Origin of the sequence: Pullulanibacillus pueri (assembly GCF_014639255.1) — a bacterium.
Classification (GTDB): Bacteria; Bacillota; Bacilli; order Bacillales; family Sporolactobacillaceae; genus Pullulanibacillus; species Pullulanibacillus pueri.
Genome location: NZ_BMFV01000025.1, coordinates 50,487 through 65,018, shown reverse-complemented (window position 1 = coordinate 65,018; position 14,532 = coordinate 50,487). Strand labels below are relative to the sequence as shown.

Here is a 14,532-nt window from a genome sequence, read left to right as displayed (position 1 = left end):
ATAGAACTAAAGCCGCTTAAATCCTTTTTATTATTTCCACTGTCTACTTGACAGGGGGCACTTCATACTGGGTCAGTCGTCTTTTTCGGTCTATGATGAAGTAAAGGATATCATAAAACACCGCTACGGAAATTAACTACGCTTTCCACGGGCGGCTGGAGAGCCTCCTTTAGGAACAGCAACCAGCGTTACTTCACGAGTAATCTTCGAGTTGTTCCGAGAAAGCTGACGACGAAGCAATACTCATAGACGCAGGAACAGGAGATTTGTAGCAAAAAGACTTGGGAATACAAATATAACAACCAAGGACCTTCGGTTAAAACGTCACGTCCGTGTGACAATGTCTAAGCTAGCACCTCAACCACCCCAAAAAGTAAAGAACACTTTTCGGGGACCCCGACCACCACCCCAAAAAGTAAAGAACACTTTTCGGGGACCCCGATGGTGTGTCGAACGCCGACCCTATCCATCAAAAAATTGTAAAAATACGACTTTTCTTCGAGGCTTATTCTCTTAGACACTTTCCTTAGTCCTGTGGGCATGAGGAAAGCGAGCAACCTGGAGCGGAGATTCACACTATTGGCTCGGAAAAGTAATCACCATGTAGTTATGTCGCAATCCATATCAAAATCATGTCTCTCATGCTTTTTATGACTTTGTTAGTTTCTTCTTTTTATTTCTTCGATACAACCAATAAATCACAAGCAATACGACCACCACTACAATACCAATCAGCCACCATACACTCGAACTATCTTGTGGTTGTTTGACCTGCAAAGTCGTTTCCATCGTGTACATATCGTTTTCGCTTTTCTGTTGATTTTGATTCATAGCGATCACCGATACGTTCCAGGTCCCTGTCTTGGGTAACTTGATTTTAGCCTCATAATCACCAGAATCGGCACTTTTAAGGGAAATTTGCTGCTGGTTCTCTCCATTCGAGAGACTCATAAGAACAACAGCTTGATCCATGTCCTCCATTTTATCCTTATCCTTTGTATCAATGGTTACAACATGAACTTTGGCTGTGAACTCTTTCCCCACTATCAGAGTATCCGGATCGGTTTTAAGACTCGTTATTGTTACTTGCTTGTCATTATTATCGGCAGCTGCCGCTGGCACAATAGCCAAAAGACTTAATAAAATCATACAAAAACCTATAAGGCTGCTTCGTCTAATAAATGGAATCGTCAATCATTTTCATCCTTTTTTTGTAATAAATTCATGATCATGGCCACAGAAATTAAAAGAAAAGCAATCAGTGCCAACATCGGAATCGTCATAAATCCAAACCAATGAATATATTCACCGCTACAAGGGACGCCTTCTGTACAAACCCTTGTGAACACACCTAGCTTTTGTTCAAGAATATGAACGATAGAAAATAAACTTCCTATAAGCGTTAGCGGGAGCACGTAAACCGCTATTTTTCTATCATTTCTAAAGCAAGCAATACCTAAAATAACGGATAAAGGATACATACATATTCTTTGGAACCAACACAGTTCACACGGCATAAAGTGAGCAATCTCACTAAAATAGAGGCTACCTAGTGTTGCAACCATAGCTACAACCCAAGCAAAGTACAGTCCTTTATTTATTCCTGAATCCATAATTATTCCCCTGCATTCACAGCCTGGTCAATAAGCTGCTTTAAATGATCATAATTAAAGGTGTCTTGAGTCGATACCATTTTTCCATTGATAAAAAGGGTAGGCGTTCCCGTTACTTGAACAGAAGCTCCTATGTTTTTATCCTTATTGAGTTCATCTTTATAGGACAATTGATCTAAGTCCCAGGTTAATTGTTTCTTATTTAAATTTGGAACGACTTGATTCGCTAATTTTTTTAAAAGTTCCTTTGTGACCCATTGATTCTCTTGTCCTTGTTTCTTATATAACAACTCATGAAACTCCCAAAATTTATTGGGATAATTATGATAAATGGACTCCGCTGCATTAGCTGCCAGAACTGAGTCCTCTCCAATAACAGTATAGTTAAAAAAATAGAACTTCACTTTCCCAGTATCTATAAAATCTTTCTTAAGCTCTGGGAAAATATTCAAAGTGAATTGTCTACAGATAGGACATTGATAATCCCCAAACTCGGCGATTTTCACTGGAGCCTCTTTTTTACCCATCATCGGTTGTCCAGTATAATCAATCTTTTTCGGTTCCCCACTATTTTGGCTACTGTTCGTATTAGGATCTGAAGTCATATTTCCCTCAGAGTCAGAAGACTGATTATTTTGTGTCACAATGGCGACTATCCCAAACACTAAGACGAGAATAATAACCGTCGAAGCTAAAATAACCCATCTTTGTTGTTGTTTCTTTTTTTGCGCTTGTATTTGCTTTTTATTGAGTTTTCCTTGGCGTGGCGATTGCTTTTTCTTAGGCATAGTACACCTCTGATTCTTTATATTCTTAATCAACATAATATAAGAGGTCGTCCCTATTGTACAGTATTCTTACTCATCCTTCACGACTTTGTTAAACTATTTGTCTTTATTTTTTGTATTCTCATTTTAAATGCTCCTTTGGGAAGAGCTCATCCACTGTCACGAACCGATACGTTTGATACACATTTGGCAAAAAGACTTCCAATGCTTCAATCATCACGTCTGCTGCCCCATTATCTGCGCCAGGGGATTGATTAGAGTCGTGAAGCACTATAACAGCCCCATCACAAAGGTTTCGATAGAGTCGCTCTAATAGCCGTTGCTTCCCTAATTTTAATGACCAATCTCCTAATATAGCCGACCAAATGACCAGTTTATACGGGCGAGCAACCCAATATGTAAACAGATTAAGCTTACCCCAAGGGGGACGATAATATTTTGGAGCCTTTCCTGTAATTCTCTTTATGATCTCCGCCGTTTTCTGACACTGAAACCGCGTTTGGCTGGGCATGAGAAACCAATTACTTTTATGTTTATAATGATGAATCCCTATACTATGCCCTTCACGGTTCATACGTTTGAGAATTTCAGGATGTTTCTCTGCACATTCTCCAACAACAAAAAATGTCGCCTGCACTTGATAACGCTTCAGAAGGTCAAGGAGTTTAAGGGTATGACGCGGATCAGGGCCGTCGTCAAAAGTCAGAGCGACCTTTCCTTTGACCGTTGACTTCTTCAATACACCTATAGAAAACGTCCGCATCAAAACAGTCGGAAGGACATCATAGAGTAAAAAAATCACAAGTATGATCGCAAATATAAGTATAGTAATAAACATTTGACCTCAACTCTCTACATGGGAATATATTTAGTGTATTTGAGAAAAACCAAACGAAAACCAAGCCCGTTCCTTATTCAGTCAAGGATTTAAAAAATTTGTTCAAAAGGCAGCATCAGTAATCCAGTTAATTGGAACGGCAGGCGTCCTAGCTCCTTCGGGAACAGCACGTGTCCGAAGGGCCACCTGGCAAAATGGATTAGCCCATCCCAAGGAGAGATCAGCGCCTATTAATGACCAGGTTTCTTACTTCTTCAAAAAAGTGAGCCCACGGGCTCACTTTTGATTCAAGCGTTACTGGATATTGAGATTTTTTTGGCGTATTTCTTAATCTTGCTGACAATGCCTTTCTTTGTCACCATGTCTTCACTCATTTGTTTGAGATAAGCGCCCTCAGAAGCCATCATATATAAGAAATGAAATAACATGCGAGTATCTACGAGTTGTAGACTGTCAAAATACCCGCGAACCGCCCGTTTCCACTTTCTTAATTCTAATTCGTCGTTCAAAACAGCAGCCATTTGATCTTCAAAGGACGTCTCCCGATTTAAAGCATAGACAAGCTGCTTCTCCTTTAGGAAATGAAGATTCACATCTTCTTGACCCGGTAAAGCAGAATGAATAAAGATGGGGAGTTCCTTACGCAAAGCCTCACTCACCGTAATTCCACCGGGTTTTGTTATGATGGCATCTGCTTGTTCATATAATTGATTCATTTTTTCCCTTGATGAAATATACGGTAACGGAGAGATATTTGGCTTATCTAACGCCTTTAATTCATTATAGAGTTGACTATTGTTTCCACAGAGAATGATATAGTTGAACGCAAAACTAGGATTAGCTTTACTCAAAAGTCCAGCAATATCACCTAAGCCACTCGATCCCCCAGCAATAATAATGGTCTTTGGTGAGGAGATAGAATGTCCCCTTGCCGCCCGGGGCATGAGGAAAGTTTCATGGACAGGAATGCCTGTAACAAAAATCCTTCTTTCATCCAGCTCGTACTGTTTAATCATCTGCTCTTTAACCTCTGAGGTTGGGACAAAATGGTAGTCAATTCCTTCCCTTCCCCAAATATCGTTAATAAAATAATCCGTATAGACATTAATCACAGGAATTTTAATGCGATTCTTGTTCTTTAACCGACTCATTAATAAAGAGGGAAATCCATGTGTACAGACAACCGCATCTGGTCTTTCCTCTTCTAACAACCTCTCAATCTTATTTAAAAAGAAAAATTCAATTCCCTTAAAAGAACAATGCTTATGAGAGTCAGTATATGCAAAATGCTTATAAGCCCAATCATAAGTATTTGGAGTATGTTCAATCCATTTTAAATAAACTTGCGAGACTGCCTTTTCAAGAAAGGTACTACTATAGCTTAATAGATCTACTTTCTTGCATTGAATTTTAGACGTTCGCTTCTCAATAATTCCGGTGAGGGCATCCGCAACCCGATGATGACCTGAAGGCATTTTAAATAAAGGTAGAAATAATATCTTCATGTTTAAAAGCTCCCTCCATTAAGTGGTTCGAAGCATTATGATGATCGGTTGAATATCGCTAGAATTGCCGAGAACCTTGACTCTTTCTCAGATTTCAAAGCAGCATTTCACCTTATAGATGGTCTCTCTCGACTTTATCAATACTTGCATGCTCACCTTTATGTACAGTCCAATTATTGCCAGTAGTATTATAGCACATCGTGTCTGAAAGTTAAATTTCCCGTATGCCTCTAGAAATCATATGAATACTTTTGAGAAGACTTGGTTTACACCAGGTCCTTATCCATGAAGACAAGTCTTTCTACCGATCCCTTTATTGCTTCGATGGCGTATACTTTCCTATTCTTTTAAAAAAACTGTCTAAAATAGGAGGTTAATGATTATTTTTTTACTAAGGAAAAACAATTGATTACAGGCAATATTAGTTTTAAAATATAACATAGTTTATGAACAAAGAAGGAGGATAATCCATGAAGTTTGGTAAAAAAGATATTCGGCGTTTTTTGAACAGTCAATATATCATGTTCTCCATTATCCTAACCCTCAAAGCCGTCTTGCTTCATGGTTTCTTATTCCATGATTATGATTTTATAAAATCCTTTATTTTAGAAGGATGCTATATTTTATTTTTACTTGGACTTGTTGAATTTTTACCTGTTCGCATTAAAAGTATTGGTTACTTTTTTGCTGACGCCATCATAACCACACTTTTTGCGAGTATCGTTTTATATGTCGCTTATTTTAATACGGTTCCTACTTACTTCGCCCTCTTTCAGCTTGGCCAAGTCTCTGCCATCAGCGACAGTGTCTTTTCACTGTTAAATCCTTTATACCTGCTTATGTATATCGATATCATCATTTTAATTATCTTTAAGGTCTCCAAGAAACTACCTTTTCCTTCGCCAAAAGTGAACAAAAAAGGATTAAGCGTAACGGTTGTTCTTTCGATTGTTGCTGCACTGGTTTTCTTCTCATATTATAAAGGCATTACTATTGCAAATCCCGTGTTGGCAGCAGGGGACAAAGGCATATTCAATTATGAATTACTCAACATTTATAAAGATCCTAATGCCCAAGTAAAACCGCTCGACCCGCATTTATCAATCAAAGCTATTAATGAACAAATTGACAACATTAAAGGGATTACCATTAAAAGTGATCAAAAGAAAAAGCTGTTTGGAGCTGCCAAAGGACGTAATGTCATTGTGATTCAAATGGAGTCCTTTCAAAACTTCCTTCTAAATCTGAAAGTGGATGGCCAGGAAGTCACGCCAAACCTTAATGCACTTTTAAAGAAGAGCATGTATTTCCCTAATGTGTATCAACAAGTAGGACCCGGAAATACTTCTGACGCAGAATATATTATGAATACCTCCTTATTTCCACAGTCCTATAGTGCGACTTCAATATCAGAAGGAAATCGTCAATATAATAGCTTGCCCAAGTTACTAAAAACAAAGGGCTATAACACGATGACTTTCCATGCGGATGAATTAAAATTCTGGAATCGCGATGAACTCTATCCTGCTTTGGGATTTAACCATTTTTATGAGCGTCCTGTCTATGGGGAAAAGGACATTATCGGCCTAGGTCCTTCTGATGATGTTCTCTATTCTAAAGGACTGGAAAAGCTCCAAAAAAGTTCAACACCTTTCTATAGTATGTTTATTTCTATGTCCAGTCATCACCCTTATAAAATCCCTGACAGTAAGAAGGGCTTGAAGCTACCTAGTGAGTATGATCACTCTAAAATTGTCGGTGATTATTTACAGGCACAACATTATACGGACGAGGCCCTCGGACGTTTCATACAAAAGCTTAAAGATAATGGGCTTTGGGACAATGCCGTTATTCTTTTTTACGGGGATCATTTTGGTTTAGACCAACATATGTTAAACGACACAGATCGCTCTATCCTAAAAGGATTATTAAAACATCCTTATTCAGAAATTGATCGGTATAACATCCCCTTCATTATCACTATGCCTGGGATTACACAGGGTGAGGTTGAAGAGCAGGTAGGTGGGCAATTAGATTTCTTACCAACATTAACAAATCTATTGGGGATTGATATTGAAAATAAACTCGTGCATTTCGGGCAGGATCTTCTAAACACTCCACAAAATACGATCGGCATGCGCTATTATATGCCAGCAGGGTCCTTTATTAATCAATCACTGCTTTTCACGCCGAAACGCAATTTTGAGGATGGTTCAGGCTTAGCTATCCCTTCCCATGATCCTGTAACTGCTAGCGAACTCAAACAATATAAATCAGAATACGAAAAAGTCATTGAATTAGAAAATTTATCCGACTCCTATGTTCAATCCTTACCACACATAAAAATATCTAAAGATAAATAGCAGTCGCCTTGCCCTTTACTGATCCAATGATCAGTAAAGGGTTTTTCGTCTATTCGCGCCCCCGATTGCAGGCATGAGGAAAGCGAGCGGCCTGGAGTGGAAAGCAACACTATCCACATCAAAAGTTGCATTTAATCAACAAAAAAGGACGCCCATAGGCGTTTAACTTATAAAAATTCTGATATAAGAAAAACCGCCCCTAAAAGGACGGTTCCATAGACTAACCTAAAAACTTACACCGGGTCAAACGTTTTACAGTCGGTTTCTTCTGTTTCAGATGCCTTTTTGCCGGTATGACTCACCACATAAATAGCATCCGCACTACATTTATTCCCTTTTTCCCAGTATTTACAGTTATTCACTTCACACAACACATCTTTTGCCATAATCGGTCACTCCTTTTACTTTAAAAACACGTGTTGCTTTCCTATTTTGTGTTTTACAGGAGCAAACCATACTTCCAATTCATGAGGTCTATTTACCAATTTACAACATAGACCATGTAACCGACACTAATCAGAAAAAAACATCCCAATAATAACAGACCTAATGTTGAATTCTTCATTAATGAACGCCCTTCTATTTGAATATTGTCGTTAACATTAGAATAGATTCAATATTACGTCTATCATACAATAAACCGCTTCAAACTACAATTTGATTTGTTCAAAAAGGTCATTTAAATCTTTAATAAATCCCTATATTATACACTTACTTAAAATTACATATTGTAGTAAAGCGTTTCTGATAAACCACAATCAAGTTATCCAATTCATGACTTTGTCTAACTGTCTCATGATTAACCAATCCTCTGAGCTTTGCGACTTCTAACATCTCTTTTCTCTTTTTAGAAATCGACGCCATTAGATCATTTTCTTTCATTGCTTCTAATTTTAACATATACCTATAACCCCTACCTTTTCCCTTTTACACAATCTTTCAACCAAAACTATTATGAATATCGTCGGAGAAAAATTCAATCGTTTTGACAAAGGTTATTATAAAAAAACAATAAATGCTGTAATTCGACAGCCCCCATACGGCAATTTTCTAAGGACGGCAAAAGGGCAGGCGATCACATGTAGACCTCTCTGTGACCATCCTGCCCCAAATTTCGGTTATGATTGAAGGCCTCTATTGTTCCGCCTTCACTCTTTGCAACCCGCCTCAATCAGCGGATTGTCGATTGACGCACATTAGAGTTTAAACTGTGCTATGCCTGAGTATAGACCCACCGTTTTCTTCTGGCTTCTTAGAGTTTTATGGCTATAGATTTCCGTTTTATTCTTCAATATCTGCTTAATGATCTCTAGCCTCATCGATAATTTCTTTCCTCATGCCTTCAATCGCCTCTTCACGACGCGCATTTTTAGCTTCTATTGCTTCACGGTCATTTCCGTCAATAGCACCATTTTCTAGCGTTTCGTTGGCTGCTTCAATATTTTCAATTGTATTTTGAACATGCTGCTGAAGCTTTTCAACGTTATCGCTGCGATCGTCTGGCTTTGGGGTTTGGTCTACCATTTAACAGTCCTCCATTCCATTTCCTGCTTATTTTGATGAATCGATATTATTGTGCAACCTTGCTCTAAGTTTATTCATGCTTCTACGAATAAAAACAGTGAATGTGTTGAACAATGTAATCGACCTCTTCAGGCTGTAAATCATAATAAAGAGGCAGTCGAAGTAGCCTTTCACTTTCTTTCGTTGTATAGCGGTCAACACCATGAAAACGCCCTAATTGCCTGCCAGCATCCGAACTATGTAGAGGAATATAATGAAAGGTGGCAGCAATCCCTCTATCTTTTAAGTAAGCAATAAGCTGGCTGCGCTCTTGATAATCCTTGGTTTTGATATAAAACATATGGGCGTTATGCGAACAGTGCGGTGGGACCACAGGGCGTTCGATACATCCCTTTTCCTGCACTTTTTGGAGACCCTCATAATATTGGCTCCAAAGGCTTAGACGCTTATTCTGAATGACTTCAATGTGTTCTAACTGAGCATAGAGGAAGGCGGCATTCAATTCACTTGGTAAAAAAGAGGAACCAATATCAACCCATGAATACTTATCTACATAGCCTTGAATAAAGCGTCTACGGTTCGTCCCTTTCTCGCGGATAATCTCGGCACGTTCAACAAGTTTAGGATCATTAATAAGCAAGGCACCACCCTCACCGCTTGTAATGTTCTTGGTCTCGTGAAAGCTGTAACACCCTAAATGACCAATGGCCCCTAATGGCTGTTCCCTATAATGACTCATGACTCCTTGAGCAGCATCTTCAATGACAAATAAACTATGAGCTTTAGCTAGCTCCATTAAGGGGGCCATCTCACAAGCCACGCCAGCATAATGAACCACAATAATCCCCTTAGTTTGCTCTGTAATGGCCTGTTCTACAGCCCTCGCATCCATATTCATCGTTGCGGGATCGATATCCACAAAAACCAATCGAGCTCCTCGCAATGCAAAAGCATTAGCGGTTGAGGAAAAAGTATAAGAAGGGAGAATGACTTCATCTCCAGGAACAAGCTCCATTAAAACGGCACACATTTCAAGAGCATGCGTACAGGAAGGTGTCAATAACACTTGTTCGGCTCCGGTGCGATTTTTAATCCAGTCTTGGCATTTCTCCGTAAAGTACCCGTCTCCACACAATTTTCGATTCTTGATCGCTTCTTCAAGATAGGACAACTCTTGTCCTGTCACTGCGGGTTGATTAAAAGGAATCACACTGCCCCCTCACTTTCTCTCATGCTATTGTGTATTTAGGTGCCTTGACTTGAAATGATAATCCCCACAATAACAAAAGCAAGGCCAATGACCTTTTGCCAAGTTAACACCTCATGAAATAAAACAACAGACAAGATAAACACGGCCAAAAAGGAAAGACTCATAAAAGGATAAGCATAACTTAATTGAAATTTAGTCATCGCAGCCATCCAAAAAAGTGAAGCAATAAATGCAGCTGCAAGTCCTGAAAAGACGAAAGGATCAAACACGATTTTAAATAAAAATAAGCATTTATCCAACACTGCCTCTGGAAGCTCTCCGAAATGGTTTATTCGCCATTTAAGTATAAGCTGACCATAAACAGTAAAGAAAATCGTTCCCCCAATATATATGTATCCCATCTTAAGGCTAACACTCCTTTACATTATACTTGTGATAAATATCAACAGGATGTCTAAAGGAAAAGCCTAAAGAGCGATAAAGATTAAGAACAGCGAGATTTGCCGCCGATATAGAACTTTTAATCTCATTCCAACCTTTATTCAGAATATAGTTACAGGCATCACTCCAAAGGTATTTAGCGAGCCCCCTTCCCCGATGCCGATCGCCTATGGCATGAAGGAGAATGTGATTATCTTTATAAGCAAAAAAGCCTACCAACTCACCTTGGAAGTTTAATCCTAAAATTTCGCCACCTTGTTGGATAATGTCTTCAAGCCAATAAGCATAACGACTATCTCCTTTTGTGTGCTCTAAATTAAAATCACGATGAAAACGGTCATATTGAAAAGTATTCTTACAAAAACACGTAACATCCTGAGCTGCCATTTGAGGGGTCAAGGATGTTTGCTTATTGTAAACGGGCTTAAAATTTGCGGGGGAACAAAAGGGTTCAATTAAGGTGTCACAATAATAAAAATCATACTGATGTAAGGCCTTTTTCGAGACAAGTGGATTGACCTTAATCGTAAAATGACCCGTAAATGTATTGCTTAAGTCCAACGCTTCTTCTGTTAATCTCTCAATTTCATAGGTCTTAATCCCATATACCCGTTCATCCCATGGTGTTTCCTTCAATGGTTGCACGCTTTTACTCCTTTACAGATGAAAGGGCATTAAATTGCTGATGGTCATCATCAGTAAAGCCCACTTTATTTTTTATGATATATAAAGGACGATCCTTCGCCTCATCAAACACCTTGCCGAGATACAATCCAATGATGCCCAAATTAGCGAATAATAGACCACCAATAAAATAAATGGACACCATGACACTTGTCCAGCCCGCTATAGGTTGAAATAAAAATAAGTATTTATAGATTAAAAAGCAGCCATACACCATCGAAATAAAGGCAATGAGGAATCCAAATTTAATCGATAAGCGCAAAGGCTTATTTGACTGGGAGACAATGCTGTCAATCGCAAAATTAATTAACTTAGAAAAGGTATAGCTCGATTTCCCTGTGGTCCTTGCGGCATGCTTCACATCAATAGCAGTCCACTTAAACCCAAGCCACTTTAAAAACAATGGATAAGAGCGGCTCTTCTCTCTCATTAAACAAAGCTGATCAACAACCGTTCGGGAACAAATACTAAAATTAGCAATGGAATGATCATAATGATTATCGGTAAAATAGTCATACACCTTGTAAAAAAGTTTGGACTGAAGGCGCTTGAGCCAGCGATCTTGGCGCTCCGCTCTCCTAGCGAAAACAATATCGTAACCTTCCATGGCCTTATTATATAGAGACTTAATCTCTTCAGGTTGGTCCTGAAGATCACAATCCATAACGACGACCCAGTCCCCCGATGAATAATCAAGTCCAGCGGTAATGGCTGAATGTTGACCAAAATTTCTTGAAAAGGCTAATCCCTTTACCCTGGGATCTTGTTGTGCCAGCTTTTGAATCATGCTCCAGGATTGATCGGGGCTCGAGTCATTAACCATAATGATTTCAAAATGGCTATGAATGGTCTCTAAGGCTTGTTTGATGCGATTATAAAGTTCTTTAATACAGCCCTCACACCCATACACAGGGGTAACAACAGAGATCTTTGGATTCATTATACTTCCGTCCCATTTTCTATTTTTTAAGTTACATTTCCATCCATCTTTCGGAGGATTGATGCTGTAGCGGTTCCCAATACTGTTGGATATACTTTCTTTTGGCGATATCTAGGAGATATCTTCCATATTCATTTTTAAATCGACTAGCCTGTTGCAAAAGCTGTTCCTTTGACATGGAATCCATGTAATAAGAAATCTCCTCTAAGCACCCAATCTTGAAGCCTTGTCGCAGCTCAATGTTTTTTATAAACTCTGTGGCCTCATTAAGAGATTCATGGGTCCCGACATCCATCCAAACAAACCCGCGCCCTAACAACTCAACATGCAATTGACCCTTTTTAAGGTAAAGCTCATTAAGATCAGTAATTTCCAACTCGCCGCGCTCTGACTTTTTTAAACGATGAGCATGTTCGACAACCTGGTGATCATAGAAATATAGACCGGTCACTGCAAAGTCTGATTTAGGCTGCTGCGGTTTTTCCTCAATGGAAATCACGCGTCGATCATCCGTAAATTCAACAACACCAAAACGCTCGGGATCTTTCACACGATGACCAAAAACAGTTGCTCCCTCTTTGCGCTGATTCACTCGACGCAGTAAAGAGGTAAACCCCGGCCCGTAAAAGATATTATCGCCAAGAATCAACGCCACACGATCGCCTGCAATAAATCTCTCACCGATGATAAAAGCTTCTGCTATCCCGTTCGGTTCCTCCTGAATAGCATATTGAAGATGAATGCCATAAGCACTTCCATCGCCGAGCAGCGCTTGAAACCGATCATGATCCTGTGGTGTTGTAATGAGCAAAATGTCGCGGATTCCTGCAAGCATCAACACCGAAAGAGGATAATAAATCATCGGTTTTTGATAAACCGGTAACAAATGTTTGTTGCTCACTAAAGTCAGAGGATAAAGTCGCGAACCCCTTCCTCCCGCTAGAATAATCCCTTTCATATCCAACATCCCTTCCTTCAATCCTTATGTTCACCAAAAACGACATATTTATCCATAAAAAAACCAGACAAAGGCCCGATTCTTATTAAGCAATGAAAATGTTTTTTACCAAAGGCATCGTCAGCAACCCAGTTGGTTGGAACGGAAGGCGCTCCATAGTCCTGTGGGCATGAGGAGAGCGAGCGACCTGGAGTGGAGGTCAACACCATCCATACTATCGACATCCAAAAAAATTGCAGTGCTCCACCAAAAAGGACACCCATAAGAGTAACTTACAAATTCTAGTGATAGTAAAAAAAGGCCTCCACCTAAGGCGAAGACCTGTACTCGATAAGTCGTATATTTACTTTTAAAAACCTGTGAATCCCCCAAATAATTGATTAGTCATGAAAGAGGAGATTTTTGTCATCCAGTCAAAGTACAGAAAGACCCCCATGAAGACCATCAGCACGCCTCCTGCTTTCATAAAAATAACATTATATTTCTTAATCCATTTAAGATGACCGATGAAAAAGGCCAGCAGAAAAAAGGGAATGGCAAAACCGCAAGCATAAATTAATATGTAAAGAAATCCTTGTGCTGGTGCGGTTGACGCAAGAGTGAAGACGGCGGCTAGTATAGGACCCGTACAGGGAGTCCATCCTGCCGCAAACCCCATACCAATAAGAATAGTCCCTACCAATCCCGAAGGCCGACTCGTAAACTGAATTCTCTTATCCTTCATTAAGAATTTGGGTTTAAAAACACCAAGAATGATCAAACCAAAGACGACAATTAAAATTGCACCTATTTGTCGAATCGCGTCATCATAACGATTCAAAAAAGATCCCACCAGTGTCGCCGACCAGCCAATGGCTGCGAAAACAATAAAAAAACCGAGTAAAAAAAGCAACGTATGTAACATAGCTCGCTTTTTAAGCATGCCATTATTCTCTTTAAGTTCATTCACCGATACACCCGTGATATAGGAAAGAAACCCCGGGTATAAAGGCAAGGTGCACGGCGAAAGAAAGGAAAGAATCCCTGCACCGAAGGCTAAAAAAATATTAATATCCGTCCCCACTGCCCTTTCACCTCCAACCCCAGCACTTCTCACGATTTAAGGAGCGATTAACTTTAAATTATTCAATACTTCCTGTGAACTTGTCATTGTTAACGAGATTTTCTTTATCGTGCCATTTTTATCAATAAAAAAAGTGGTGGGTGTTTCTGAAAGTGTATAGGCGTGCGTGATATCCTTATTATGGTCAAGTAATGTCGGAAAGGTCGCGCCTACCCGTTCCATAAATTTTTGAGCCACAAGATTCGAATCTCCCACATTGATCCCATATATCTCAACATTATCAGGCTTTTGCTTATAAGCCGCTTCTATGTAAGGCATTTCTTCTTCACAGGGCTTACACCACGATCCCCAAAAATTGAGCATCACACCCTTACCGCGAAGATCATTTAGACTGACTGATCTCCCATCCAAATTCTTGAGTGTGAAATTCTCAGCTGTATCGCCGACTTTAACAGTGTTCTTACTCTTGACAACTTGGAAAATGGTATAACCCATAGCAATCACAATCACAAATAAGATGACTGTACGAACAAACAATCGTAATTTTCTGTTTTTCATATCGATACCACCTCAGCAAGAGAGTCCTCTATCCTAAATTATAATCA

General features: G+C 39.4%; 16 protein-coding genes. 1 reads left to right on the top strand and 15 read right to left on the bottom strand.

The window, feature by feature from the left end:
- Nucleotides 1-648 precede the first annotated feature (648 nt).
- The 5 genes from IEV91_RS14895 to IEV91_RS14875 form a co-directional block, all read right to left on the bottom strand.
- Entirely contained in the window at nucleotides 649-1,194 is a 546-nt protein-coding gene (locus tag IEV91_RS14895) for a FixH family protein (RefSeq protein ID WP_188498216.1), read from the bottom strand.
- A complete protein-coding gene (locus tag IEV91_RS14890; RefSeq protein WP_188498215.1) occupies nucleotides 1,191-1,613 on the bottom strand; it encodes a disulfide oxidoreductase in 423 nt (140 codons plus the stop codon). The genes IEV91_RS14895 and IEV91_RS14890 overlap by 4 nt, the downstream gene beginning before the upstream one ends.
- A 2-nt stretch (nucleotides 1,614-1,615) precedes the next feature.
- Nucleotides 1,616-2,401, bottom strand: a complete 786-nt coding sequence (locus IEV91_RS14885) for a DsbA family protein (protein WP_188498214.1) — start codon at nucleotides 2,399-2,401, stop codon at nucleotides 1,616-1,618.
- A 121-nt stretch (nucleotides 2,402-2,522) separates the two neighbouring features.
- Nucleotides 2,523-3,239, bottom strand: a complete 717-nt coding sequence (locus IEV91_RS14880) for a polysaccharide deacetylase family protein (RefSeq protein WP_188498213.1) — start codon at nucleotides 3,237-3,239, stop codon at nucleotides 2,523-2,525.
- A gap of 287 nt (nucleotides 3,240-3,526) precedes the next feature.
- Nucleotides 3,527-4,744 carry an MGDG synthase family glycosyltransferase gene (locus tag IEV91_RS14875; RefSeq protein WP_188498212.1) on the bottom strand — a complete coding sequence of 406 codons (1,218 nt, stop codon included), beginning with the start codon at nucleotides 4,742-4,744 and terminating at the stop codon, nucleotides 3,527-3,529.
- A 470-nt stretch (nucleotides 4,745-5,214) separates the two neighbouring features.
- Between IEV91_RS14875 and IEV91_RS14870 the strand changes: the two genes are divergently transcribed.
- Nucleotides 5,215-7,107, top strand: coding sequence for an LTA synthase family protein (locus IEV91_RS14870; RefSeq protein WP_188498211.1), 1,893 nt, complete (start codon nucleotides 5,215-5,217; stop codon nucleotides 7,105-7,107).
- 233 nt (nucleotides 7,108-7,340) lie between these two features.
- On the opposite strand, the gene IEV91_RS14865 is transcribed toward IEV91_RS14870, so the two are convergent.
- The 10 genes from IEV91_RS14865 to resA all read right to left on the bottom strand — a co-directional run bounded on the left by IEV91_RS14865 (nucleotide 7,341) and on the right by resA (nucleotide 14,485).
- A complete protein-coding gene (locus IEV91_RS14865; RefSeq protein ID WP_188498210.1) occupies nucleotides 7,341-7,493 on the bottom strand; it encodes a DUF1540 domain-containing protein in 153 nt (50 codons plus the stop codon).
- Nucleotides 7,494-7,818: 325 nt separating this feature from the next.
- Nucleotides 7,819-8,007 carry an aspartyl-phosphate phosphatase Spo0E family protein gene (locus IEV91_RS14860; protein ID WP_229745611.1) on the bottom strand — a complete coding sequence of 63 codons (189 nt, stop codon included), beginning with the start codon at nucleotides 8,005-8,007 and terminating at the stop codon, nucleotides 7,819-7,821.
- A 399-nt stretch (nucleotides 8,008-8,406) separates the two neighbouring features.
- Nucleotides 8,407-8,631 carry a small acid-soluble spore protein Tlp gene (gene tlp, locus IEV91_RS14855; RefSeq protein WP_188498209.1) on the bottom strand — a complete coding sequence of 75 codons (225 nt, stop codon included), beginning with the start codon at nucleotides 8,629-8,631 and terminating at the stop codon, nucleotides 8,407-8,409.
- An 82-nt stretch (nucleotides 8,632-8,713) separates the two neighbouring features.
- Nucleotides 8,714-9,841 carry a dTDP-4-amino-4,6-dideoxygalactose transaminase gene (gene rffA / locus IEV91_RS14850; RefSeq protein WP_188498208.1) on the bottom strand — a complete coding sequence of 376 codons (1,128 nt, stop codon included), beginning with the start codon at nucleotides 9,839-9,841 and terminating at the stop codon, nucleotides 8,714-8,716.
- A 35-nt stretch (nucleotides 9,842-9,876) separates the two neighbouring features.
- Nucleotides 9,877-10,242 carry an EamA family transporter gene (locus IEV91_RS14845; RefSeq protein WP_188498207.1) on the bottom strand — a complete coding sequence of 122 codons (366 nt, stop codon included), beginning with the start codon at nucleotides 10,240-10,242 and terminating at the stop codon, nucleotides 9,877-9,879.
- Nucleotides 10,243-10,249: 7 nt separating this feature from the next.
- Nucleotides 10,250-10,927 (bottom strand): GNAT family N-acetyltransferase, encoded by a 678-nt coding sequence (locus tag IEV91_RS14840; protein WP_188498206.1) that lies wholly within the window; start codon nucleotides 10,925-10,927, stop codon nucleotides 10,250-10,252.
- A gap of 4 nt (nucleotides 10,928-10,931) precedes the next feature.
- The gene (locus tag IEV91_RS14835; RefSeq protein ID WP_188498205.1) at nucleotides 10,932-11,906 is read right to left on the bottom strand and encodes a glycosyltransferase family 2 protein; all 975 of its coding nucleotides are present in this window, start codon (nucleotides 11,904-11,906) and stop codon (nucleotides 10,932-10,934) included.
- A 31-nt stretch (nucleotides 11,907-11,937) separates the two neighbouring features.
- A complete protein-coding gene (rfbA, locus tag IEV91_RS14830) occupies nucleotides 11,938-12,864 on the bottom strand; it encodes a glucose-1-phosphate thymidylyltransferase RfbA (protein WP_188498204.1) in 927 nt (308 codons plus the stop codon).
- 349 nt (nucleotides 12,865-13,213) lie between these two features.
- Nucleotides 13,214-13,927: a cytochrome c biogenesis CcdA family protein gene (locus IEV91_RS14825; RefSeq protein ID WP_188498203.1), complete on the bottom strand. Its 714-nt coding sequence runs from the start codon at nucleotides 13,925-13,927 to the stop codon at nucleotides 13,214-13,216.
- A gap of 36 nt (nucleotides 13,928-13,963) precedes the next feature.
- A complete protein-coding gene (resA, locus tag IEV91_RS14820; protein ID WP_188498202.1) occupies nucleotides 13,964-14,485 on the bottom strand; it encodes a thiol-disulfide oxidoreductase ResA in 522 nt (173 codons plus the stop codon).
- Nucleotides 14,486-14,532 lie beyond the last annotated feature (47 nt).